Origin of the sequence: Streptomyces sp. NPDC002730, assembly GCF_042888805.1 — a bacterium.
Lineage (GTDB): Bacteria > Actinomycetota > Actinomycetes > Streptomycetales > Streptomycetaceae > Streptomyces.
The window spans coordinates 473,431-494,364 of the sequence record NZ_JBIAQG010000001.1 but is presented as its reverse complement, the minus strand read 5'-3'; the positions used below and the strand labels follow the sequence as shown (position 1 = coordinate 494,364).

The window sequence follows — 20,934 nt, the reverse complement described above, 5'->3', positions numbered from 1 at the left end:
CGAACGCGCGGCGTCGGCACCTGACTTCTTCCGCCTCGTGCGCTTCCAACTGGTCATCCAACGGGCGAGGATCGCCAGAGATCCCGATGAAGTCGGCCGCTCCGCACAGGGCGAAGCCCCCGATCGCGATCGCCGCTGACCGGGGACGCTTCACCCGCGTCCCGCTCAGGCCGGGGACTGCTGAGACCGCCCCGCCTCCGCGGTGTCGCTCGCCGTGGGTGAGCCGGAACCTCGCCTGCGACGCAGGGCCGACCAGACGTTCCACGCCGCGACAAGCAGGCAGAACAGACCGGTGGCTCCTGGAGCGAGCCAGGCCCCGAGGCGGTGCTCGACTGCCACCGTGGCCGAGGGGCCGTCGACCGTGGCGGCCACCGGCTCGGTCGGCTTCTCGTCGAACGTGGTCTCGACCTCGATCTGCGCAATCCGGAAGGCCCCGTCTTCAGCCTCGAAGGATCCGGAGCACAGCAGACCGTCGTCGCCGTGCCGGGACTCCGAGATCTCGCAGCGCTCGGCGCGGAATTGTCCGGCCACCCCCGTCAGCCGTGTCTCCAACCGCATCAGACCGGCGCCCAGAAGAAAGACACCCGCGCCCAGGGCCACCAGCGTGACCAGCACCCGTCTCGGACCTATTCGTTCCATCGCCGCCCCCGTACTCCGTGTCGTCAGCCGACGCAGCCTAGCGCCCCCGCCGGGCTCGGCAACGGCCGGGACACCCGCCCCCCTCTGCCGTCAGCGAATCTGCTCCCGGCCAAGAAAGCTGACGGAGCGGCGACCGCGGGCGAAGAGTGGTGGGACCGCGGCTGACCCGAGCCGCGCCACGACAAGGAGGACCGATGTCCCCACTCATCACCGACTGGGACCCGGCCATGAACCCACGAGCCGCCGAGGGCGACACACCTCCGACGCGGTTCGACGACCACCTGGCCGCACAGCTCCTCGCGCAGCGGATCGTCTTCCTCGGCACCCAGGTGGACGAGGTCTCCGCGAACCGGGTGTGCGCGCAAATGCTTCTGCTGTCGGCGGAGGACCCGAGGACCGACATCAGCCTCTACATCAACAGTCCGGGCGGGTCGGTGACGGCGGGGCTGGCGATCTACGACACGATGCGACTGATCCCCAACGACGTCTCGACACTCGCCATGGGCTTTGCCGCGAGCATGGGGCAGTTCCTCCTCACCGTCGGGGCGGAGGGGAAACGCTTTGCGCTGCCGAACGCGCGGATCATGATGCACCAGCCGTCCGCCGGCATTGGCGGGACCGCCGCCGACATCGCGATCCAGGCCGAGAACCTCGAGTTCACGAAGAAGGCCGTCGAGCGGATCACCGCGGAGCACACCGGCCAGACCGAGGAGACGATCTCCCAAGACGGCGACCGCGACCGGTGGTTCACCGCCGAGCAGGCGAAGGAGTACGGCATGGTCGATCGCGTCGTCGAGTCGCTCGACGACGTCCGCCCTGCCGGACCGCGGCGACGGGTGGGGCTCTGACATGGGCCAGTACACGATCCCGAACGTCGTCGAGCGCACCCCGCAGGGGGAGCGGTCGTACGACGTCTTCAGCCGGCTGCTGTCCGAGCGGATCATCTTCCTCGGCACTGAGATCGACGACGGCGTCGCGAACGTCGTCATCGCCCAGCTGCTCCACCTCGAGTCGTCCAGCCCGGACCGTGAGATCGCGATCTACATCAACTCACCGGGTGGTTCGTTCACTTCACTCATGGCGATCTACGACACGATGACGTTCGTCGGCGCGCCGATCTCCACCTTCTGCGTCGGGCAGGCGGCCTCGACCGCGGCGGTGCTCATGGCCGGCGGAGACCCGGGGCGGCGGTTCGTTCTCGAGCACGCCCGGGTGCTGTTGGGGCAGCCTGCGAGCGGCGGCCGGCAGGGTACGGTCTCGGACCTCAGCCTCCAAGCCAAGGAGATGCTCCGGGTCCGCTCCCAGGTCGAGGAGGTCCTGTCCAGGCACACGCACCACGACGTCGCGACCCTGCGCGCGGACATGGACCGCGACAAGGTCTTCACCGCGCAGGAGGCAGTCGCGTACGGGCTCGCCGACGAGGTGCTCAGCCGGCGGATCGCACCTGCCTGACGCGCTGAAGTGCGTGGCGCCCGGCGGCCGTCGCCCCGGCGGGGGCACGGCCGTCTGTCAGGCGGCGAGGCACATTCCGCCCTGCCGCGAGGTCGCCGCGCGCCCGGAGTTGCGGTCGCGCCTCGAGGAGACCGAGGTGACCGAGGTGGGGGCGGTGACCGAGGTGGGGGCGGTGCCGCTCTGGGCCGGCCTCGCCCGAGCCGGGCGGGCAAGCTCACGGTGGGCCAGCGCGAGAAGATCGGCCAGTCCGAGGCCCAGTGCACGGGCGGCGGCCGCGAGAACTTCGGACGAAGCCTCCTTGCGGCCGCGCTCGAGCTCGGAGAGATACGGCATCGAGATCCGAGCGGCGTCGGCCACGTCCTTGAGCGTGCGTTCCTGGGCGAGGCGCTGACGGCGCAGGACGTCACCAACTACGTCCCGCCACAGGGGTTCTTTGGTCACGGGGGTCGGCGCCGCTGTGGCCGGGCGCAGGGGAATGACGCGGACTTGGTTCGGCGCGTGGCTGCTCACCTCCTCAGGGTAGGAGCGATGCGGTCGGCTGGGTGGCAGCAGAGTTCCGCCCCCTGCGAAATCGCATGACCCGCCGCCGATGCCCGGAGAGGGAGCATCGGTGCGCGCTGCGGCAGGCGCGGCGCCGCGGGCGACAGGTCGACGCCAAAGGCGTTCAACCCGAGGGAGTGCACGTGTGCCGTCACGCGGCCGGGGCCGCAACCGAGGTCGGCGACCGGCCCCGCACCGTCGGCCCGCACGCGTTCGGCGGACGCGGCAAGCAGCGCACGGTCCAGCGGCTTGGCCTCAAGTCCGGTGCGATAGCGCTCGGCGTAGTCGACGGCGACGGCGTCGTAGAACGCCCGGGTGACGCGCAGATGGGAGGGTTCGGCCATGGCCGAGGACAGTAGTCCCCCGCCTGCACCTGACACCCCGTCGGCCCACACAACGGGCGTTTGCGAATTCCTTGGCCCGCGGCAGGAGTTGAGATCCGGCCGGACAGCCGCCCGGCCGATCAGGAATGATCAATCCATGGTCGCCTCCATGTCCGAGAACACCACGCCCAAGAACATCACGCCCAAGAGCACCGTCGCCGTACTGCTGTTGGTCATCATCGGTCTGCTCGCCACCGTCGGCTACTTCGCCGCCGATGACGCGCACATGGCCGCGCAGTGGGCCGAGTGCAACAGCCTGCCGGTCTCCTGGCAGATGTACGTCACGGCGTACGGCGGACTGGCGTGCGGCCTTGTCGCGCTGTTCCTCACAGAGCGGCTGGTCCGGCGCAGCAGGTCGATGACCTGGGTCGCGGGTGTGAGCGCGGCGGGTGCCGCGGTGCTTCTGCTGGAGCACGGCCTCCTCGTGTACTGGCTGTACCAGCCCGACCCCGGCGGAGTGATCAGCTGTGCCGGATGACTCATCGGGCGACCTGCCGGACGACGTGGTCGCCGTTCTGGCAGCGCTGCTCTCCTCCGACCGGCCGGGATTCGCCGAACTACGCGGGCAGATCCCTTACGCCCGGACGACCGAGCCGTGCGGATGCGGATGCGCCACCGTCTCGCTGGAGGTCACCCGCGACGGTGTGGAGCCGGCAGCCGCCGCGGCGAATCCCGTCGCCGAAGCGGACGTCTCCACCACCGACGGCCGCCTCGGCGGCGTACTGCTCTTCGTGGCGGACGGCTACCTCTCTCTGCTCGAGATCTACTCCCTGGAGGAGGAACCATTCGCCACCTGGCCACGCGCCGACGAACTCACGGTCCGGCCGTGAGGCACCGCACCACTAGGGTTTGCGGCGTGGGGATCAGCGAGCGGGCAGAGACCGTACGGACTGACGTCGGCGAGCGGGACGCACCACCCTGGTGGCGCGTCCCGCTCGTCGCGACGGCCTTCGTCGTGCCGCTGTACGTCCTGTGGGCCGCCTGGCTCGCGACCGGCGGCGGCGACCTGGCGGCTCAGCTCGCCTGGGCGGGGTTCATGGAACGGCACCCCATGTCGGCGTACAACCTCTCCTGGTACGGCGGCACCCACACCGCCAACTACAGCCTGCTGTCTCCCCCGCTCATGGCCGTCTTCGGCGTGCGCGCGGTGTCCGTCGCCGCGGGTCTGGCCGGAACGTGGGTGCTGGCCTGCCTCTTCGTACGCAGCGGAGTGCGGCGGCCCGGCTGGCCCGCCGCGCTCGGGGCACTGGCCCTCTGGTCCAATGTCGCCTGCGGTCGTACGACCTTCGCACTTGGCGTCGCGATCGGGCTGCTCGCCGTCCTGTATGTACGCAGGACCGGCGTCGCCGTGGTCTGCGCGGCGCTCGCTGCCACGGCCAGTCCGGTGGCCGGGCTCTTTCTGGTGGTGGCGGGGGCCGCGTATCTGCTGGACCGGCAGTGGCGGAAGGGCGCCGCGCTCGTGCTGCCGCCGTTCGCCGTGGTGGGCGCGGTGACGCTGCTCTTCCCCTTCCACGGCGAACAGCCCATGGCGGCCGGGCAACTGTGCTTGCCGCTGGCCGTCTCCGCCGCCGTGGCGATCGCGGCGCCGCGCGACTGGCGGGTCGTGCGGTTCGGGGCCGGGGTGTACGGCAGCGGCGTCGTCCTCACCTATCTCATAGCCTCGCCCATCGGCACGAACGTCGAGCGTCTGCTGGCTCTCGTCGGGCCGCCGGTGCTGCTCGCGGCGGTGCTGGCGGGAGGGCTCGGCAGACTTCTGCGGGCCCTGCTCGCGATCGGGCTGGCCGTGAACACGTACTGGCTGATCGACAAAACCGACGACGATCTGGTCGTCTCCGGCGAGGTGCCCGCGTGGGCCGCGCACACCGACGGTGTCGTACGGGAGTTGCAGCGGCTGGGCGCCGACCGCACGCGCGTCGAGGTCGTCCCCGCCCGCAACCACCGCGAGGCGACCGTCCTCGCCCCGCACATCAATATGGCGCGCGGCTGGAACCGGCAGCTGGATGTGGAGCGCGGGCGGCTCTTCTACGACGGGTCGCTGACCCCGGCGACGTACCGGCAGTGGCTGGACCGCTGGGCAGTGGGCTTCGTGGTGCTGCACCACGGGCGTCCTGACGGGCCGGCCGAGGACGAGGCGGCGATCGTCAGGAGCGGGCCGGGCTGGCTGGAGCGGGTGTGGCAGGACGACGGGTGGACGGTCTACCGGGTGCGGGACGCGGTTCCGCTGGCCGCCGCACCGGCGACGGTGGTCCGCGGCGACGACGCGGAGCTGGTCGTACGGATGCCGGCGGCGGGATCGGTGACGGTACGGGTCGCGTACTCGCCGTGGCTGCGGGCGGAGGGGGCGTGTCTGCGGCAGGAGGGCGAGTGGACGCGGCTGACCGTGCCGCGGGCGGGCGAGTACCGGCTGGACTCGCCCTACCGTCTGTCGCGTTCGAGCGGCTCGGGCTGCTGACGGCGCTGAAGGCGGCCGACGGCCGACGCTGACGGCCGATTGTCAGTGGCGTGTGCCACGCTCGACGCATGATTGACCACATCTCGGTACAAGTGGCGGACCCGGCGGCCAGCGCCGCCTTCTACGACCGTGTGCTGGCCCCGCTCGGCGGCAAACGGCTGCTCGACTTCGGTCAGGTGATCGGTTACGGCACGACGCAGCCGACCTTCTGGATTGGCCCGGTGACGACGGAGGGGCAGGCGCGCGAGGTGCATATCGCCTTCGTCGCGGCCGACCGCGCACAGGTACGGGCGTTCCACGCGGCGGCCGTCGAGGCGGGGGCGGAGGTACTGCACGAGCCACGGGTGCGGCCCGAGTACCACCCCGCGTACTACGGCGCGTTCGTCAGGGACCTGGACGGCAACAACGTGGAGGCGACCTGCCATACGCCGGAGTGAGACCGGGGACAGACGTCGCCCCGGCGCGGATCGCGACGGGCTGCCTGCGCGGCGTCCGTCTTTCGGCAGGTCGTCATCATGACGGTCATGACGGTCATGACGGTCATGACGCCAGGGCCTGGGCCTCCCGGAGCCGGGCGGCGGTGACCGCGGCGTCATAGCCGGGGGCGACGCCGTCGACCAGGATCACATCGCCCGCCATATGCCGGGTACGCAGCGGCAGAAGCTCCTGGTAGGCCTCGGAGTCGTACCACCGGCGCGCCTCCTCCATGCCCGCGAAGCCGATGATGACGAGCGCGCCCGGCCACTCGCCCTCGCGGAGTTCGACGGTCGCGCCGTGGACGAGGAAACGGCCACCGAAGGGGTCGAGGGTGGACTGGATCCGCTCCATGTAGACGAAGATCTCGTCGTGCAGGTGCGCGGCGGGAAGCAGGTGGCCGACGGCGTAGGCGGTCATGATGTCCTCCTGGTGCGGGGCTCGTACACGGCCCGTACGGGGCTCGTTCGGATGTCTTCGATCGTGCCGGGACACCGGGAGACCGTCGATTACCCGCGAGGTAAGTGCACCGCACCGGTCGGACCCGGTCGGGCACTCTCAAGCCCGGTCCTGGCCCGCCGACCGCCGCGGGGTGGACGTACCGATGCCCCGGCCGCACCGGATCCGCGCGAAGCTGATCCGGTGCGGCCGGGGCCGCAGTTGAGACCGTGCGAGACCTGTGCGCCGGTGTAGCTCAGATCGTCGCCGTGTCGATCACGAAGCGGTAGCGGACATCGCTCGCCAGCACCCGCTCGTACGCCTCGTTGATCTGATCCGCGCGGATCAGCTCGATCTCCGCACCCAGGCCGTGCTCGGCGCAGAAGTCGAGCATCTCCTGGGTCTCCCGGATGCCGCCGATCCCCGAGCCCGCAAGGGTCTTGCGGCCGCCGATGACGGAGAACAGGTTGAGCGAGACGGGCTCCTCGGGAGCGCCGACGTTCACAAAGGCGCCGTCCGTCTTCAGCAGACGCAGATACGCGTCCAGCGGCAGCGGCGCGGACACCGTCGAGACAATCAGGTCGAAGCTGCCGGCCAGCTCCTCGAAGGTCGCCTCGTCGCTCGTCGCGTAGTAGTGGTCGGCGCCCAGCTTCAGCCCGTTGTCCTTCTTGCGCAGCGACTGGCTGAGCACGGTCACCTCGGCACCCAGCGCATGGGCGATCTTGACGCCCATGTGGCCGAGACCGCCCAGGCCGACGATGGCGACCTTCTTGCCGGGGCCCGCGTTCCAGTGGGCGAGCGGCGAGTAGAGGGTGATGCCGGCGCACAGCAGCGGGGCCGCGACGTCCAGCGACAGGCCGTCGGGGATGCGCAGCGTGAAGGCCTCGTCGACGACGATGTGAGTGGAGTAGCCGCCGTAGGTCGGCTCGCCGCTCTTGTCGAGGGCGTTGTACGTGCCGACGTTGCCGCCGGAGCAGTACTGCTCAAGACCGGCCTTGCAGTTGTCGCACTCGCGGCACGAGTCGACCATGCAGCCGACGCCCACCCTGTCGCCGACGCCGAACTTCGTGACACCGGGGCCGACCTCGGTGACGATGCCGGCGATCTCGTGGCCCGGCACCATCGGGTAGATGCCCTCGCCCCAGCCGTCGCGGGCCTGGTGGATGTCGGAGTGGCAGATGCCCGCGTACTTGATCTCGATGAGCACGTCGTGCTCGCCGACCGGGCGGCGCGGGACGGTGGTCCGCTCCAGCGGCGCCTTGGCGGCGGGAGCGGCGTATGCGGAAACGGTGGTGGTCATGGCTACGAGCCTGCCGCCGGACGCGGCACTTACCCAGCCCTCTGTTGTACCTACGTCCAGTGTGCGTACTACTGACAGGGTCAGGATCGACAGGCTCCCCGGCCGGTAATACTTGGCTGTATGGACCAGCGCGCCGAACTCAGCGAATTCCTCCGCTCCCGCCGAGCCCGGCTGCAGCCGGAGGACGTCGGCCTGCCACAACTGGGCCGCCACCGCCGTGTCCCCGGGCTGCGCCGCGAGGAGCTGGCGCAGCTCGCCGGGGTCTCCGTCGCGTACTACACGCGTCTCGAGCAGGGCAACGGACGCAATGTGTCCACCGAGGTGCTCGACGCGATCGCGCGAGCCCTGCGCCTGTCCGACGTCGAGCGGGACCATCTCAGCCACCTCGCCAAGCCGAAGCAGAAGAAGCACCGGCGCATGGGCCGGCCGCAGCAGCTGCGGCCTGCGGTGCAGCAGCTGATGGACGCGATGGACGGGGTGCCCGCGTACGTACTCGGGCGCCGGCTCGACATCCTCGGCTGGAACCGCATGGCCCGCGCACTGCTCGGCGACTTCGCCGCACTGCCCCCACAGGAGCGGAACATGGCCCGGCTCGTCTTCCTCGACCCCAACGCGCCTGATCTGTACGTCGACTGGGAGTGCAAGGCGACCGAGGTGGTGAGCTTCCTGCGGATGTACGCGGGCTGCTCGGCCGACGACCCGCAGCTGCCCGCGCTGATCGGCGATCTGTCGGTCAAGAGCGAGGAGTTCCGCAAGCTCTGGGCCGCGCACACGGTCCAGGACAAGGGTCACGGCACCAAGCGGCTGCACCATCCGCTGGTGGGCGAGATGACCCTGTCGTACGAGACGCTGAGGCTGCCCGACGACCACGATCTGTCGCTGGTCACCTACCACGCGGAGCCCGGCACCCGCTCGGCGGAGTCGCTGCGGCTGCTGGCCGGCTGGGGCGTGGACGAGGTGGTGGACGCCGACACGCGGTAACGCCGTTACAGCTTGCCCGCGGCTACGGATGAGGGCGGCGGCACCCCCGGGGGGTGCCGCCGCCCTCATCCGTACGAGGCGGTGGCTCAGGCGGCCGAGCCGGCCTTCCAGTCGCTCCAGCTCAGGTTCCAGCCGTTCAGGCCGTTGTCCGGCTGAATGGTCCGGTCCTTGGAGTTCTTCACGATCACGACGTCGCCGACGATCGTGTTGTCGAACAGCCAGGCGGCGGGCTGGTTCGGGTCACCGGCACCCTTGACGTCGTTCAGACCCACACAGCCGTGGCTGGTGTTGGAGCTGCCGAAGATCGAGTCGGCACCCCAGTAGTTGCCGTGGATGAACGTGCCCGACGTGGACAGCCGCATCGCGTGCGGGACGTCCTTGATGTCGTACTCGCCCTTGCCGTCCTTCTTCTTGAAGCCGACCGTCGAGCCGTCCATCCGGGTCTCCTTGAACTTCTCGGAGATCACCATCTGGCCGTTGTAGGTCGGGTTGTCCGGGCCACCGGCCGAGATCGGGATGGTCTTGATCGTCTTGCCGTCCTGGGTGACCGTCATCGTGTGGGCCGACGCGTCGACGGTCGAGACCTGGTTACGGCCGATCTTGAAGGTGATCGTCTTCTGCTGGACGCCGAAGACTCCCTGGGCGCCCTGGACCCCGTCGAGGTTCAGCTTCAGGGTGACGGTCGAGCCTTCCTGCCAGTACTGGTCGGGGCGGAAGTCCAGCCGCTGCCCGTTGAACCAGTGGCCGACGACCTCCTGGCCGCTGCTCGACGTCACGGTGATCCCGGACTGGACGGCCTTCTTGTCCGTGATCGCCTTGTTGAAGTTGATCGAGACCGGCATACCGACGCCGACGGTGGAACCGTCCTCGGGCGTGAAGTTGCCGATGAAGCTGTTGGCGGGCGAGACGGTGGTGAAGGAGGAGTTCTCGTGGGCCTCCTTGCCCTTGGAGTCCTTCGCCGTGGCCGAGATCTTGTACGTGGTGGAGCGCTCGAGCTGCGCGTCCGGCTTCCAGCTCTTGCCGTCGGCGGCGAGGGTGCCCTTGACGCTCGCACCGTCCGCGGTGGCCATGGTGACCTCAGTGAGGGTGCCGTCGCTGACGGTCACCTTGGCGTCGTTGTTGATGCCCGCGTTGGTCGCGCCGTTCTTCGGCGAGATGGCTATTCGGGCCTTCGACGCTTCCTTGGCTGCCGCCTCGTCGACCTGGGCCTGCGATTTCTTCGAGCCGTCGGCGCTGCCGCCCTTGTCCCCGTCGCCGCTGCAGGCCGACAGCACCAGCACGCCGCCGAGCACTGCGGACGCGGCTATGAGGCCTTTGCGCCGCTTGCTGTCCGTCATCACACGCTTCTCCATCGTCGCCGATTCCCCTGACCCACAACTTGGACAACACCCATTTCGGGCTGCCCGGTTCCACATCCGAAGAGGATGTGGGGAACACCACTCACAGATATTCATCGACGCGCCCACAGCTCCGGCGGTTGCACTGCGACACGAAAACGGCCGGGCCCCGGTTCACCGTCGCGGCACCCCGGGGCCCGGAGCCCGTCCCATACACACGCGCTAGGGCCGCCCGGCGTCACCGTCGTCCGACTCGTCATCGTCGTCGTACTCTCCATCTTCCTCGTCCGGGTCCCAGTCCTCCGCATCGGGGTCGTACTCGATCTGCTCACTGCTCCACGAAGCCTGGGCGAGCTCCACCCCTGGCACATCGCTGACCAGGTCGAAGGGGTCCACGAGATAGGCGATGGCCTCGGCCTCGTCCTCGCGTACCGCCGACTTGGCGTGTGCGCGCTCCTCGTCCGGCATAAACGTGTCCGCCGCGATGCGTTCGAGGGCGCCGCCGGTCAGCGCCGCGGTGTCCTCGATCTCCAGCACCAATTCCACCCGCAGCCGCACATACCGTGATGTCTCAGAAGTGGTCATACGACGGAGCGTAGAGCTCCCGCCCTCGCGGCTTTCCCACGACCCGCTGCTTTCACTAGCATCAGCGCACCCGGCCAATTCGAGGATGCCTCAAGGGGGATCGAGTCCGTGTCCGTCGCACGTCGACCGCTTCTTACCGCCACTGCCGCAGGGACTCTGCTGTGTGCGCTGTGGTTCGTTCCCTCGGCGAATGCCAGTGTCGAGCGGGAAGCGGTGCAGAGACACCAGACCGGCGCGAGTGCGTCGTCACAGCAGTTGACCCTGGCCGCCACGGGCACCGTGGACACCACCCCGTATCTCGTCGGCGGCGCTGCCTTCCTGGGTATCGGCGCGGGCTTGGTGACGTACTCCGTGCGCCGGCGCGGGGCCCTGTACATGTGACGGGGCGGGGCCGCCCCGCGGTGTGCGGAGCGGCCCGTCCTTGCGTGCTGCTGAGCTGCTAGGCCAGCGGACCCGTCACCGGCTCCACGGCCGCGACGAGCTTTCCGTCCCGTACGAACGCGTCGGCGGCCTCCAGGTCGGGCGCGAGGAAGCGGTCGGGACCGGGGCCCTCGACACCTGCCGCGCGCAGTGCCGCGATGGCGGCCTGTGAGGCGGGCGCGGGGGTCAGCCCGCGCCGCAGCTCGATGGCGCGGGTCGCGGCGTAGAGCTCGACGGCGAGGATCCGGCTCAGGTTGCCGACGGTGGTGCGCAGCTTGCGCGCGGCCGACCAGCCCATGGAGACGTGGTCCTCCTGCATCGCCGATGACGGGATGGAGTCGGCGGATGCCGGGACGGCAAGCCGCTTCATCTCGCTGACCAGGGCGGCCTGCGTGTACTGGGCGATCATCAGGCCCGAGTCCACGCCGGCGTCGTCGGCGAGGAACGGCGGCAGACCGTGCGAGCGGTTCTTGTCGAGGAGCCGGTCGGTGCGGCGCTCGGCGATGGAGCCGAGGTCGGCGGCGACGATGGCGAGGAAGTCGAGGACATACGCGACCGGGGCGCCGTGGAAGTTGCCGTTGGACTCCACACGGCCGTCGGGCAGCACGATCGGGTTGTCGACGGCCGAGGCGAGCTCGCGGTCGGCGACCAGACGGGCGTGCGCGAGGGTGTCCCGCCCGGCGCCGGCAACCTGCGGCGCGCAGCGCACGGAGTACGCGTCCTGGACTCGGGGCGCTTCCTCCTCCTGGAAGTGCCCGGTGAGCCCGGAGTCCTTGAGCACGGCGCTCATATTGGCGGCGGAGACGCCCTGGCCCGGGTGCGGGCGGATGGCGTGCAGCTCGGGGGCGAGCACCTTGTCCGTGCCGAGCAGCGCCTCGAGGCTGAGGGCGGCGGTGATGTCGGCGGTGGTGTAGAGGCGCTGGAGGTCGGCGAGGGCCATGACCAGCATGCCGAGCATGCCGTCGGTGCCGTTCAGGAGGGCCAGGCCCTCCTTCTCACGGAGTTCGACGGGCGTGATGCCGTGCTCGGCGAGCAGCTCGCCAGCGGGCCGCACCTGACCGTCGGGGCCCTCGGCGTCGCCCTCGCCCATCAGCGTCAGCGCGCAGTGCGAGAGGGGGGCGAGGTCGCCGGAGCAGCCGAGCGATCCGTACTCGTGGACGACGGGCGTGATGCCGGCGTTCAGTACGTCCACCATGGTCTGGGCGACCTCGGGGCGTACGCCGGTGTAGCCGGAGGCCACGGTCTTCAGACGGAGGAACATCAGCGCGCGGACGACCTCGCGCTCGACGCGCGGGCCCATGCCTGCGGCGTGCGAGCGGACGATGTTGCGCTGCAGCTGGGCGCGGAGGTCGGGGCTGATGTGGCGGCTGGCGAGCGCGCCGAATCCGGTGGAGACCCCGTAGACCGGCTCGGGCTTGGCGGCGAGCGCGTCCACGATCCCGCGGGCGGTGGCGAGGGCGGCGACGGCCTCCGCGGAGAGCTCGATGCGGGCGCCCTCGCGGGCCACGGCGATGACGTCTTCGGCGGTGGTACCGGACGTCCCCACCACGACTGTTTGCATATCCATATTCAGGAGCGTACGGACTGAATCGCAACCTGTCACTAGTGGCGGGCCGGATGACCCCTTACCGCAATCTGACACCCGGTGTCAGGGCTCGCTCCAGGGCTCCGTCGCATCCTCGGGTCGTACGCCACGGAAGCGGCGGCGCTCGTGCGGCGAACGCGGCGGGGTGTCCGCCAGGCGCATCACGGTGCCGTCACGGCCGGCGACCACCGGCTTCGGGGAGAGGGCCGCCTTCGCGCGGTACTGGGCCGCGTCCGCCAGCCGGAACAGCCGGCGGGCCGAGCGGACCTGGCCGATCGGATCACCGGTCGAGGCCACACCGCAGGCCACACCCTCACCGAGCTCCAACTCCCCTGCCCGTACGCAGAGTTCGTCAGCCACCCGGACCACCTCGTCCGCCGCCGGGCCGACCGCGACCAGACAGAACTCGTCACCGCCGAGCCGTGCCGCCAGCGCGCCCGGCAGCATCGCCCCGCAGAGCGAGAGGACCGAGCCGAAACGCTCGAGCAGCCGGTCGCCGACGGCGTGGCCGTGGGTGTCGTTCACGCGCTTGAGGCCGTTGAGGTCGCAGACCACCAAGCTGACGACCGAGCCGTCCGTGCGGTGTCGCTCGACCGCCTCGTCGAGCCTTATGTCGACGGCGCGGCGGTTGGCGAGACCGGTCAGCGGGTCCGTGAAGGCGAGCCTGCGGACCTCCTCGAGCCGCTCGTTCTGAGCGATGCCCGAGGCCACGACGGAGGCGACGACGGTCGCGAAGTCCGCGTCGTCGCGGTCGAACACCGGCGCGCCCGGCGGCCTGGCCACATACAGTTCGCCCCAGGCCCGGCCGCGCAGCACGATCGGCGCGACAACACAGCAGCCGCGACCGCGCCGCCGCAGGGACGCGACCCTCCCCCACAGGACTTCGTCCGCGGGAGGTGCCCCCTGATGGCAGTAGCCGTTCGCGGCCGACGGCGGTCCTTCCGCCGTCGCCACCCAGGCGTCGGGCTCACCGCCGCCCGCCCACTGCTCGTGCAGAAACTCGGTGATCTCCGGGAAGCGATTGACGGGGTACGTCTCGGATTCGGGGAACTCCTCCTCCCCTGCGGCCCGTTCGCCGGCGTTCACGAGCACCTTGAGCCGGCCGAGCTCGCGCTCCCACACCGACAGGGCGGCGAAGGAGCCGGCCAGCGCCTGACACGCGCCGAGCGCGGCCGCGCGCCAGAACTCGCGCGGTGTGTGCGCGGCCGCCATTGCCTGCGCCAGCGCCACCACGGCCCGCAACCGTCGATCCTCAGCCATCATCCCAGCTTAGGGAGGTTCGAGACGGTTTGATCAGTCGGAGTGGGCCGTGGTCGGAACAGTCACTCGCCGGGCCACTGCGGCTTCCGCTTCTCGTTGAAGGCCGCGACGCCCTCCGCCCGGTCCCCGGAGAAGGCCACGGACCGCCAGGCCGCGTCCTCCACCTCCAGGCCGGCCCGCAGATCGAGCCCGTGCCCGAGCCGCATCGCGCGCTTCGCGGCGCGCAGCCCAACGGGAGAGTTCGCGGCGATCCGCCCCGCGAGCGCGAGCGCCTCGGTCCTGGCGTCGTCCGCCAACTGGTCGACGAGCCCCAACTCCCGCGCCTCGGCCGCCTCCACGCGCCGCGCGGTGAACACCAGCTCGGCGGCGCGCGCGGCACCGACGCGGCGCGGCAGCAGCTGGGTCCCGCCGCCGCCGGGGATGACGCCGACGGACACCTCCGGCAGCCCGACCACGGCGGTGGCGTCGGCAACGATCACATCGCAGGCGAGCGCCAGCTCGTACCCGCCACCGAGGGCGAAGCCGTGCACGGCGGCGACGGTGGGCATCGGCAGCTCGAGAACCCCGGTGTACGCGGCCCGGGAGGTGGGCCGCTGCCGAACCAACTCGGCGTCGGAGAAGGAGTTCCGCTCCTTGAGATCGGCGCCGACGCAGAAGGCGCGCTCGTGGGTGGAGGTGAGCACGGTGACGCGTACGTCCGCCTCGGCGGCGAGGGCGTCACAAGCGGCGGCGATGGACCGGGCCATCTCGCTGGAGACGGCGTTCATGGCCTTGGGCCGATCGAGCACAAGCTCCGCGACGTGCGCTTGCTCGTGCCTGCGCACGACGACGAATTCCCCGAACCGCTGCTCGGACTCGGACATGACGGCACCCTCCCGGTTAACGACGGTTCACCGGATCATAGGCGCGCCCCGCGCCGGGGGTCTCCCCCACCCAGCGATCCCGATGAACGGGGGGATGGGGGCGGCCCCGGCCCCACGACTCAGGAGTTCGTCCGCCGTGACAGCAGCCACGGCTCCACCACGCCCAGGCCTCGCACCGGGCGTTGCCACATCGGCTGGAGGGCGAAGCGGTACAAGGGGGGTTCCTCGCCCTCCTTTTCCGCCGCTGCCGCCTCCTCCGCCGCCTCCGCCTCGGAGGCCGGCGCGTCTCCGGTGCGTACCAGCCCCTCCGCGAACGCCCCGTCCACCAGCACCGCGTCCTTCGGCGCTATCGAGGTCAGCCGGCTGGCCAGGTTCACCGTCGTGCCGAACACATCGCCCATCCGCGTGGTGACCGTGCCAAAAGCGATGCCGACGCGCAGCGCCGGCATCGTCTCGTCGTGCGTCATCGTTTCGATGAGGCGCAGCGCGATCTCCGCCGCCGTACCCGCGTCGTCCGCCGCGTAGAGCACCTCGTCGCCGAGGGTCTTGATCAATCGGCCGCCGTGCGCGGCGACCAGGTCGGCCGAGGTGGTTTCGAACGCCTCGACCAGCTCGCCCAGTTCCTCTTCCTCCAGCCGCCGCGTCAGCCGGGTGAAGCCGACCAGGTCCGCGAAGCCGACCGCCAGCCGGCGGTCGACCATCTCCTCGTCGTCCGCGGCCTGGACCACGCGCCCGGTGGCCGCGGCGAGCTGTCGCCGCCACACGTACACCAGGAATTCCTCCAGCTCGGGCAGCAGCAGCTCGACCAGCGGATATGTGACCTCGGTACGGGTCATGCCCGGCTCGGGCGGCTCGGTGAGGCCCTCCAGGAAAGAATCGATCTGCCATTCCGCCAGCCGGGCGGTGGTCTGGCCGGTCGAGCGGGCCACCTGGACTGCCATCGGCTCGCTCAGCAGGCCCGCCTCGACCAGACCGGCGAGCCGCCGCAGGGCCAGTACGTCCGCCTCGGTCAGCGCCTTCGCCTGCCCGATGTCGGCGAAACCCATGGCCCGCCAGAAGCGGGAGGCGAGATCCATGGAGACGCCTGCGGTACGGGCCGCCTGGAAGGGCGTGTAGCGCCGGTCGGCGCCGAGGATCAGCTGCTCCAGACGGATGGCGAGAGGGTCGTCCGTCGGCTCCGCGGTGTGATCGACCTCGTGGTGCGGGGTCGGATGCACCGAGGAGGACGAAGCGGCCGCCCCTGAAGACCCGGAAGACCCGGAAGGGCCGGACGAGTCGGCAGACTCAGAGGGCCCGGCCGATCCGTTGGATGACTCCGCGGACGAATCCGCGGACGGAGAACCGGGCGAGGAGCCGGACGCAGAACCGGACGAAGCGGCCGCGCCGGACGAGGAGTCCGACGGGGGCTGCGCGCCCGCGCCGGAAGTGGTGTCGTCGACTGTCACCAGCCGCCTCCTGCCCGTTCCCTGCGGCACTGCCCTGCCGATCTGTCGCTCGATCGCCTCAACGATACGACAGGTGTGCCCTAGCTCACGTCCCGGTCCGCGATCGAGACTCACCCGGGTTCGCCCCAGATCAGTCGGCCGACCGCAGGTGCACGATGTCACCCGCACTGATCGACTGCCGCCCGCCACCCTCCGTGGTCAGCACCAGACGGCCGTCACCGTCGAGGGCGACCGCCTCGCCGGTGACCGACCGGTCACCCGGCAGCTCGGCCCGTACGGTGCGCCCCAGCGTCGCGCAGCCCGCCGTGTACGCCGCCTGGAGCCCGGAGCGGGCCGGGTCGCCGCCCGCCGCGCGCCAGTCCCCGTACCACTGCTCCAGCGAGCGCAGCAGGGCCCGCAGCAGCGGGTCGCGGTCGGTGGAGATCGCGTCCGCCAGGGCGAGCGACCCCGCTGTCGGCACCGGGAGCTCGTCCGCGCGCAGCGTCACATTGAGGCCGATGCCGACCACCACCGCGTCGTCGCCCGCACGCTCCGCGAGGATCCCGCCGGTCTTGCGCTCCTCGCCGCCGACCTTTACCAGCAGGTCGTTAGGCCATTTGAGCGACATGTCGACTCCGGCGGCCCGGGCGAGGCCGGTCGCCGAGGCGACTCCGGCGAGCAGCGGCAGCCAGCCCCAGCGCTCCACCGGCACCTCCGGTCCGGGCCGCAGCAGTACGGAGAAGAACAGCCCGGAGCGGGCCGGCGACGTCCAGGACCGGTCGAGCCGCCCGCGGCCCGCCGTCTGCTCCTCGGCGACCAGCACCGCCCCCTCCTCCAGGGACGCGGCCCGTGCCGCCAGGTCGGAATTGGTGGAGCCGGTCTCGGGCACGATGTCGAGCGAGGTCCACAGCCCGCCCGGTACCAGTAGGGCGCGGCGCAGCGCGGGGACGTTCAGCGGGGGCCGGTCGAGGTCGGACCAGCGGCTCTCGGGCGCATTCTGAGGCGTCATGCAAGCCAGGTTAGGTGTGGCAAACGCCGCACTGCCGAGCGCCATGCGCGCCGATACGCTACGTGTCAGTAGCCATTCCGGTTGACGTTGACCAGGACAGGGAGCCGCATCCCGATGTCGGAGTCCGAGATTGACATCCACACCACCGCGGGAAAGCTCGCGGATCTGCAGCGCCGCATTGACGAGGCGACGCATGCGGGCTCCGCGCGCGCGGTGGAAAAGCAGCACGCGAAGGGCAAGTTGACGGCCCGTGAGCGGGTTGATCTGCTGCTGGACGAGGGATCGTTCGTAGAGCTCGACGAGTTCGCCCGGCACCGCTCCACGAACTTCGGCCTTGAGCAGACCCGCCCGTACGGCGACGGCGTGGTCACCGGCTACGGCACGGTCGACGGCCGTCCGGTCGCCGTCTTCTCGCAGGACTTCACGGTCTTCGGCGGCGCGCTCGGCGAGGTCTACGGCCAGAAGATCATCAAGGTCATGGACTTCGCCCTGAAGACCGGCTGTCCGGTCATCGGCATCAACGACTCCGGCGGCGCCCGTATCCAGGAGGGCGTCAGCGCACTGGGCATGTACGGCGAGATCTTCCGCCGCAACACCCACGCCTCCGGCGTGATCCCGCAGATCTCGCTGGTCGTCGGACCGTGCGCGGGCGGAGCCGTCTACTCTCCGGCCATCACCGACTTCACGGTGATGGTCGACCAGACCTCCCACATGTTCATCACCGGACCCGACGTCATCAAGACGGTCACCGGTGAGGACGTCGGCTTCGAGGAGCTGGGCGGAGCCCGTACGCACAACACCACCTCGGGCGTCGCGCACCACATGGCGGGTGACGAGAAGGACGCCATCGAGTACGTCAAGTCGCTGCTGTCGTACCTGCCGTCCAACAACCTCTCCGAGCCGCCGGCCTTCCCCGACGAGGCCGACCTGGAGACGAACGACGAGGACCGCGAGCTCGACACCCTGATCCCGGACTCCGCGAACCAGCCGTACGACATGCACACGGTCATCGAGCATGTGCTGGACGACGGGGAGTTCCTGGAGACGCAGGCGATGTTCGCGCCGAACATCATCACCGGCTTCGGACGGGTGGAGGGCCTCCCGGTCGGCATAGTCGCCAACCAGCCGATGCAGTTCGCCGGATGCCTCGACATCAACGCCTCCGAGAAGGCCGCGCGCTTCGTCCGCACCTGTGACGCCTTCAACGTCCCGGTGATCACGTTCGTGGACGTGCCCGGCTTCCTGCCCGGCGTGGACCAGGAGTACGGCGGCATCATCCGGCGCGGCGCGAAGCTGATCTACGCCTACGCGGAGGCGACGGTCCCGCTGATCACGGTGATCACGCGGAAGGCGTTCGGCGGGGCGTACGACGTCATGGGCTCCAAGCACCTGGGCGCCGACCTGAATGTGGCGTGGCCGACCTCGCAGATCGCGGTGATGGGCGCGCAGGGAGCGGTGAACATCCTGCACCGCCGCACCATCGCGGCCGCCGAGGACCAGGAGGCGACCCGGGCGCAGCTGATCCAGGAGTACGAGGACACGCTGCTCAACCCGTACACGGCGGCTGAGCGCGGCTACATCGACGCGGTGATCATGCCGTCGGAGACGCGGGCGCAGATAGTGAAGGGCCTGCGTCAGCTGCGTACGAAGCGGGAAAACCTGCCTCCGAAGAAGCACGGCAACATCCCCCTCTAGCCCCCAGGAAGGGACTTGACGATGATCAAGGTCGTACGAGGAAACCCGACCCCGGAGGAGCTGGCCGCCGCACTGGCGGTGGTTCAGGCGCGCGCCGCGGCGACGGTCTCCGCCGCGGACGGGGCACCGCTGCTGCCGGAGCAGTGGTCGGACCCGGCGCGCATCGGGCGGAGCCGGAGGCCGCAGCCGGGGCCGCGGGCCTGGGCGCGCACCTACTGGCCGGTGTAGGCCGAGCACCTGGGGCGCCGCCCCGGACGCCGCGCCTCAGTCGCCGGCGAGGCTTGTTCCGGGGGCTCGGGTCCAGTCACAGGACCCGAGCCCCTCGGCCGTGGCGTACGGAGCCCTGCTCGACGGACGCGCCGTTGGCCGTAACGGCCTAATGGAACAGCAGGCCCGTTTACCGGGCCCAGGCCGGGGGTCGGCACCTGGAATTAGCCCGTTGTCACCCCGGCGGTTGAGTACTCGTACTCAGGCGCCGCCCGGGCCCCGGGAGCAGGATCGGTTGCATGCTGTGGTCCGACCCGGAGAACGAACCCCCCGAAGAACTGCGCGAGATGCAGGCCATGATGCGCCGCGTGGGCTTTGTGCTGGCACTGGCCATGGTGCTTGCGATGTTCGTGGTCGGTCTCCACTGATCGCCGCCTACGATGACCCCATGACCGATCAGCGTCGCCGTCTCGTCCTCGCCTCCGCCTCCCCTGCCCGCCTCAATCTGCTGCGCCAGGCCGGACTCGCCCCCGAGGTGATCGTCAGCGGTGTCGACGAGGACGCCGTATCCGCGCCCACCCCGGCCGAGCTTGCGCTGGCACTCGCGGAGGCCAAGGCATCCGTCGTGGCGGCCCAGGCCGATGTGGTCAGAAGCAGGGCGCTCGTCATCGGCTGCGACTCCGTACTCGATCTCGACGGCCAGGCGTTCGGCAAGCCCGCCGACGCGGAGGAGGCCATCACCCGCTGGAAGTCGATGCGCGGCCGCGTGGGCACCCTGCAGACCGGGCACTGCGTCTACGACACCGCCACCGGCCACCATGCCTCGGGGACCGCGTCCACCGTCGTGCGCTTCGGCCGCCCGACCGACGCCGAGATCGCCAGCTACGTCGCCAGCGGCGAACCGCTCCAGGTGGCGGGTGCCTTCACCCTGGACGGCCGCTCGGCCCCCTTCATCGAGGGCATCGACGGCGACCACGGCAATGTCATCGGTCTTTCGCTGCCGCTGCTGCGGAAGCTGCTGGGCGAGCTCGGCCACTCCATCACCGACCTGTGGGCATGAGACTCGGTCACTTCCGCTGAACCGGCCCTGGCCGGCACGGCGTTGCCGAGCGAGGACACGGCCCGGGCCAGGACGGCGTCGCCCTCAGGCCGGCGCAGGACCGTTCGTGGGCGCCGCGCCGTTCGTCGGCGCCGGGGTGTCCTCCACCGGCGCCTGCTCCCGCCTGCCGTACGCCACCAGCGTCAGCACGATCAGCCCCAGCACGACCATCATGAACGCGAACGCGTCCCAGCCCACCAGGCCCACCGTCAGCGCGCCCAGCACCCCGTGCATGATCGCGCAGCTGATCAGCAGGATCCGGCCGAAGCGCCCTGGTGCCCGGTTCCGCAGGCCGGTGAGCAGCAGGACGACACCGCACGCCGCCAGGAACAGACCGAAGACGCCGCCCATCGCCCAGGTCCCGGTGACCATCGCATCCGGGTCCAGGTCGGCGAGCGACATGTCCTGCTTGTCGACGAAGGTGGCAAGGATGCCGTTGATCAGCACGATGCCGACGGCCTCCACCAGCAGAACAATCGCGGCCACGACGGCCACCGGTCTGCGCGCCACGGCGCCCCCAACCCTCAGTTACCGGAAGTACGTACGACATCACGAACGCTACTAACGGGTAAACCGTGGGACAAGGGTCTCGGCACGCTGGGTCCCACAGCAAAGAATCATTCGGCCATTCGTAGGGACTCAACAAAGAAACGCCATACGGCGCTGACCGCTCGAACAGAGACCTGTGCCACACCACAGGGCTACTGTGCGAGGGAGGAACCCGTCGTACCGTGGTGCGACAAGGGATTTCGCGACTTGCGCGAGCCTCGAATCACGCTCCGTGTGGGCAA

25 protein-coding genes are annotated in these 20,934 nt (G+C 70.3%); 12 read left to right on the top strand and 13 right to left on the bottom strand.

The window, feature by feature from the left end:
* Positions 1-165: 165 nt before the first annotated feature.
* Positions 166-639, bottom strand: a complete 474-nt coding sequence (locus tag ACFYXH_RS02445) for a hypothetical protein (protein WP_389559907.1) — start codon at positions 637-639, stop codon at positions 166-168.
* A 194-nt stretch (positions 640-833) separates the two neighbouring features.
* Between ACFYXH_RS02445 and ACFYXH_RS02440 the strand changes: the two genes are divergently transcribed.
* Together ACFYXH_RS02440 and ACFYXH_RS02435 are read left to right on the top strand one after the other, a co-directional pair.
* Complete coding sequence (locus ACFYXH_RS02440; RefSeq protein WP_389559905.1) at positions 834-1,487, top strand: ClpP family protease; 654 nt, start codon at positions 834-836, stop codon at positions 1,485-1,487.
* Between the two features lies 1 nt (position 1,488).
* On the top strand, positions 1,489-2,091 hold the full coding sequence (locus tag ACFYXH_RS02435; RefSeq protein ID WP_385311843.1) for a ClpP family protease: 603 nt from the start codon (positions 1,489-1,491) through the stop codon (positions 2,089-2,091).
* Between the two features lie 57 nt (positions 2,092-2,148).
* On the opposite strand, the gene ACFYXH_RS02430 is transcribed toward ACFYXH_RS02435, so the two are convergent.
* Positions 2,149-2,601, bottom strand: coding sequence for a helix-turn-helix domain-containing protein (locus tag ACFYXH_RS02430; RefSeq protein ID WP_389559903.1), 453 nt, complete (start codon positions 2,599-2,601; stop codon positions 2,149-2,151).
* Positions 2,598-2,975, bottom strand: coding sequence for a hypothetical protein (locus ACFYXH_RS02425; RefSeq protein ID WP_389559901.1), 378 nt, complete (start codon positions 2,973-2,975; stop codon positions 2,598-2,600). Before ACFYXH_RS02425 ends, ACFYXH_RS02430 begins: the two co-directional genes overlap by 4 nt.
* Positions 2,976-3,123: 148 nt before the next feature.
* Here ACFYXH_RS02425 and ACFYXH_RS02420 point away from each other — a divergent pair, with 148 nt between their 5' ends.
* The 4 genes from ACFYXH_RS02420 (at position 3,124) to ACFYXH_RS02405 (ending at position 5,903) form a co-directional block, all read left to right on the top strand.
* The gene (locus ACFYXH_RS02420) at positions 3,124-3,492 is read left to right on the top strand and encodes a hypothetical protein (RefSeq protein ID WP_389559899.1); all 369 of its coding nucleotides are present in this window, start codon (positions 3,124-3,126) and stop codon (positions 3,490-3,492) included.
* The gene (locus ACFYXH_RS02415) at positions 3,482-3,844 is read left to right on the top strand and encodes a hypothetical protein (protein ID WP_389559897.1); all 363 of its coding nucleotides are present in this window, start codon (positions 3,482-3,484) and stop codon (positions 3,842-3,844) included. The genes ACFYXH_RS02420 and ACFYXH_RS02415 overlap by 11 nt, the downstream gene beginning before the upstream one ends.
* Positions 3,845-3,969: 125 nt before the next feature.
* Positions 3,970-5,466 (top strand): hypothetical protein, encoded by a 1,497-nt coding sequence (locus ACFYXH_RS02410; RefSeq protein WP_389560632.1) that lies wholly within the window; start codon positions 3,970-3,972, stop codon positions 5,464-5,466.
* Positions 5,467-5,534: 68 nt separating this feature from the next.
* Positions 5,535-5,903, top strand: a complete 369-nt coding sequence (locus tag ACFYXH_RS02405; protein WP_385311835.1) for a VOC family protein — start codon at positions 5,535-5,537, stop codon at positions 5,901-5,903.
* Positions 5,904-6,006: 103 nt separating this feature from the next.
* On the opposite strand, the gene ACFYXH_RS02400 is transcribed toward ACFYXH_RS02405, so the two are convergent.
* Both ACFYXH_RS02400 and ACFYXH_RS02395 read right to left on the bottom strand, forming a co-directional pair.
* Complete coding sequence (locus ACFYXH_RS02400; protein WP_362688210.1) at positions 6,007-6,360, bottom strand: DUF1330 domain-containing protein; 354 nt, start codon at positions 6,358-6,360, stop codon at positions 6,007-6,009.
* Positions 6,361-6,634: 274 nt separating this feature from the next.
* Complete coding sequence (locus ACFYXH_RS02395; RefSeq protein ID WP_389559894.1) at positions 6,635-7,678, bottom strand: NAD(P)-dependent alcohol dehydrogenase; 1,044 nt, start codon at positions 7,676-7,678, stop codon at positions 6,635-6,637.
* A gap of 120 nt (positions 7,679-7,798) precedes the next feature.
* Here ACFYXH_RS02395 and ACFYXH_RS02390 point away from each other — a divergent pair, with 120 nt between their 5' ends.
* Positions 7,799-8,659 (top strand): helix-turn-helix transcriptional regulator, encoded by an 861-nt coding sequence (locus tag ACFYXH_RS02390; RefSeq protein WP_389559892.1) that lies wholly within the window; start codon positions 7,799-7,801, stop codon positions 8,657-8,659.
* An 86-nt stretch (positions 8,660-8,745) separates the two neighbouring features.
* On the opposite strand, the gene ACFYXH_RS02385 is transcribed toward ACFYXH_RS02390, so the two are convergent.
* Positions 8,746-10,011 carry an Ig-like domain-containing protein gene (locus ACFYXH_RS02385; protein ID WP_389559890.1) on the bottom strand — a complete coding sequence of 422 codons (1,266 nt, stop codon included), beginning with the start codon at positions 10,009-10,011 and terminating at the stop codon, positions 8,746-8,748.
* 207 nt (positions 10,012-10,218) lie between these two features.
* Positions 10,219-10,581: a hypothetical protein gene (locus tag ACFYXH_RS02380; RefSeq protein ID WP_389559888.1), complete on the bottom strand. Its 363-nt coding sequence runs from the start codon at positions 10,579-10,581 to the stop codon at positions 10,219-10,221.
* A 108-nt stretch (positions 10,582-10,689) separates the two neighbouring features.
* Here ACFYXH_RS02380 and ACFYXH_RS02375 point away from each other — a divergent pair, with 108 nt between their 5' ends.
* Complete coding sequence (locus ACFYXH_RS02375) at positions 10,690-10,962, top strand: hypothetical protein (protein ID WP_389559886.1); 273 nt, start codon at positions 10,690-10,692, stop codon at positions 10,960-10,962.
* A 58-nt stretch (positions 10,963-11,020) separates the two neighbouring features.
* Here ACFYXH_RS02375 and hutH read toward each other — a convergent pair whose 3' ends face one another.
* The 5 genes from hutH to ACFYXH_RS02350 form a co-directional block, all read right to left on the bottom strand.
* On the bottom strand, positions 11,021-12,562 hold the full coding sequence (gene hutH / locus ACFYXH_RS02370) for a histidine ammonia-lyase (RefSeq protein WP_362694120.1): 1,542 nt from the start codon (positions 12,560-12,562) through the stop codon (positions 11,021-11,023).
* 87 nt (positions 12,563-12,649) lie between these two features.
* On the bottom strand, positions 12,650-13,849 hold the full coding sequence (locus tag ACFYXH_RS02365; RefSeq protein WP_389559884.1) for a diguanylate cyclase domain-containing protein: 1,200 nt from the start codon (positions 13,847-13,849) through the stop codon (positions 12,650-12,652).
* 59 nt (positions 13,850-13,908) lie between these two features.
* Positions 13,909-14,709 carry an enoyl-CoA hydratase-related protein gene (locus ACFYXH_RS02360; RefSeq protein WP_362694071.1) on the bottom strand — a complete coding sequence of 267 codons (801 nt, stop codon included), beginning with the start codon at positions 14,707-14,709 and terminating at the stop codon, positions 13,909-13,911.
* 119 nt (positions 14,710-14,828) lie between these two features.
* Positions 14,829-16,154 (bottom strand): adenylate/guanylate cyclase domain-containing protein, encoded by a 1,326-nt coding sequence (locus ACFYXH_RS02355; protein ID WP_389559882.1) that lies wholly within the window; start codon positions 16,152-16,154, stop codon positions 14,829-14,831.
* A gap of 130 nt (positions 16,155-16,284) precedes the next feature.
* Positions 16,285-17,142 (bottom strand): biotin--[acetyl-CoA-carboxylase] ligase, encoded by an 858-nt coding sequence (locus tag ACFYXH_RS02350; protein ID WP_389559880.1) that lies wholly within the window; start codon positions 17,140-17,142, stop codon positions 16,285-16,287.
* Between the two features lie 114 nt (positions 17,143-17,256).
* On the opposite strand from ACFYXH_RS02350, the gene ACFYXH_RS02345 reads away from it, so the two are divergent.
* The 4 genes from ACFYXH_RS02345 to ACFYXH_RS02330 all read left to right on the top strand — a co-directional run bounded on the left by ACFYXH_RS02345 (position 17,257) and on the right by ACFYXH_RS02330 (position 20,104).
* A complete protein-coding gene (locus ACFYXH_RS02345; protein WP_389559879.1) occupies positions 17,257-18,837 on the top strand; it encodes an acyl-CoA carboxylase subunit beta in 1,581 nt (526 codons plus the stop codon).
* 21 nt (positions 18,838-18,858) lie between these two features.
* Positions 18,859-19,065: an acyl-CoA carboxylase epsilon subunit gene (locus ACFYXH_RS02340; protein WP_327328471.1), complete on the top strand. Its 207-nt coding sequence runs from the start codon at positions 18,859-18,861 to the stop codon at positions 19,063-19,065.
* A gap of 278 nt (positions 19,066-19,343) precedes the next feature.
* Positions 19,344-19,472, top strand: coding sequence for a morphogenic membrane protein MmpB (mmpB, locus tag ACFYXH_RS02335; protein WP_326652175.1), 129 nt, complete (start codon positions 19,344-19,346; stop codon positions 19,470-19,472).
* A gap of 20 nt (positions 19,473-19,492) precedes the next feature.
* Positions 19,493-20,104, top strand: coding sequence for a Maf family protein (locus ACFYXH_RS02330; protein WP_389559876.1), 612 nt, complete (start codon positions 19,493-19,495; stop codon positions 20,102-20,104).
* Positions 20,105-20,188: 84 nt separating this feature from the next.
* On the opposite strand, the gene ACFYXH_RS02325 is transcribed toward ACFYXH_RS02330, so the two are convergent.
* Positions 20,189-20,653: a hypothetical protein gene (locus tag ACFYXH_RS02325; RefSeq protein ID WP_389559874.1), complete on the bottom strand. Its 465-nt coding sequence runs from the start codon at positions 20,651-20,653 to the stop codon at positions 20,189-20,191.
* Positions 20,654-20,934 lie beyond the last annotated feature (281 nt).

Excerpts from the sequence above, each read along its gene's own strand:
- ACFYXH_RS02395 (WP_389559894.1), bottom strand. The coding sequence starts at position 7,678 with ATGACCACCACCGTTTCCGCATACGCCGCTCCCGCCGCCAAGGCGCCG.
- hutH (WP_362694120.1), bottom strand. The coding sequence starts at position 12,562 with ATGCAAACAGTCGTGGTGGGGACGTCCGGTACCACCGCCGAAGACGTC.
- ACFYXH_RS02385 (WP_389559890.1), bottom strand. The coding sequence starts at position 10,011 with ATGGAGAAGCGTGTGATGACGGACAGCAAGCGGCGCAAAGGCCTCATA.
- ACFYXH_RS02440 (WP_389559905.1), top strand. The coding sequence starts at position 834 with ATGTCCCCACTCATCACCGACTGGGACCCGGCCATGAACCCACGAGCC.
- ACFYXH_RS02425 (WP_389559901.1), bottom strand. The coding sequence starts at position 2,975 with ATGGCCGAACCCTCCCATCTGCGCGTCACCCGGGCGTTCTACGACGCC.
- ACFYXH_RS02405 (WP_385311835.1), top strand. The coding sequence starts at position 5,535 with ATGATTGACCACATCTCGGTACAAGTGGCGGACCCGGCGGCCAGCGCC.
- ACFYXH_RS02345 (WP_389559879.1), top strand. The coding sequence starts at position 17,257 with ATGTCGGAGTCCGAGATTGACATCCACACCACCGCGGGAAAGCTCGCG.
- ACFYXH_RS02400 (WP_362688210.1), bottom strand. The coding sequence starts at position 6,360 with ATGACCGCCTACGCCGTCGGCCACCTGCTTCCCGCCGCGCACCTGCAC.
- ACFYXH_RS02365 (WP_389559884.1), bottom strand. The coding sequence starts at position 13,849 with ATGATGGCTGAGGATCGACGGTTGCGGGCCGTGGTGGCGCTGGCGCAG.
- ACFYXH_RS02330 (WP_389559876.1), top strand. The coding sequence starts at position 19,493 with ATGACCGATCAGCGTCGCCGTCTCGTCCTCGCCTCCGCCTCCCCTGCC.
- ACFYXH_RS02420 (WP_389559899.1), top strand. The coding sequence starts at position 3,124 with ATGTCCGAGAACACCACGCCCAAGAACATCACGCCCAAGAGCACCGTC.
- ACFYXH_RS02360 (WP_362694071.1), bottom strand. The coding sequence starts at position 14,709 with ATGTCCGAGTCCGAGCAGCGGTTCGGGGAATTCGTCGTCGTGCGCAGG.
- ACFYXH_RS02445 (WP_389559907.1), bottom strand. The coding sequence starts at position 639 with ATGGAACGAATAGGTCCGAGACGGGTGCTGGTCACGCTGGTGGCCCTG.
- ACFYXH_RS02340 (WP_327328471.1), top strand. The coding sequence starts at position 18,859 with ATGATCAAGGTCGTACGAGGAAACCCGACCCCGGAGGAGCTGGCCGCC.
- ACFYXH_RS02435 (WP_385311843.1), top strand. The coding sequence starts at position 1,489 with ATGGGCCAGTACACGATCCCGAACGTCGTCGAGCGCACCCCGCAGGGG.
- mmpB (WP_326652175.1), top strand. The coding sequence starts at position 19,344 with ATGCTGTGGTCCGACCCGGAGAACGAACCCCCCGAAGAACTGCGCGAG.
- ACFYXH_RS02390 (WP_389559892.1), top strand. The coding sequence starts at position 7,799 with ATGGACCAGCGCGCCGAACTCAGCGAATTCCTCCGCTCCCGCCGAGCC.
- ACFYXH_RS02350 (WP_389559880.1), bottom strand. The coding sequence starts at position 17,142 with ATGACGCCTCAGAATGCGCCCGAGAGCCGCTGGTCCGACCTCGACCGG.
- ACFYXH_RS02380 (WP_389559888.1), bottom strand. The coding sequence starts at position 10,581 with ATGACCACTTCTGAGACATCACGGTATGTGCGGCTGCGGGTGGAATTG.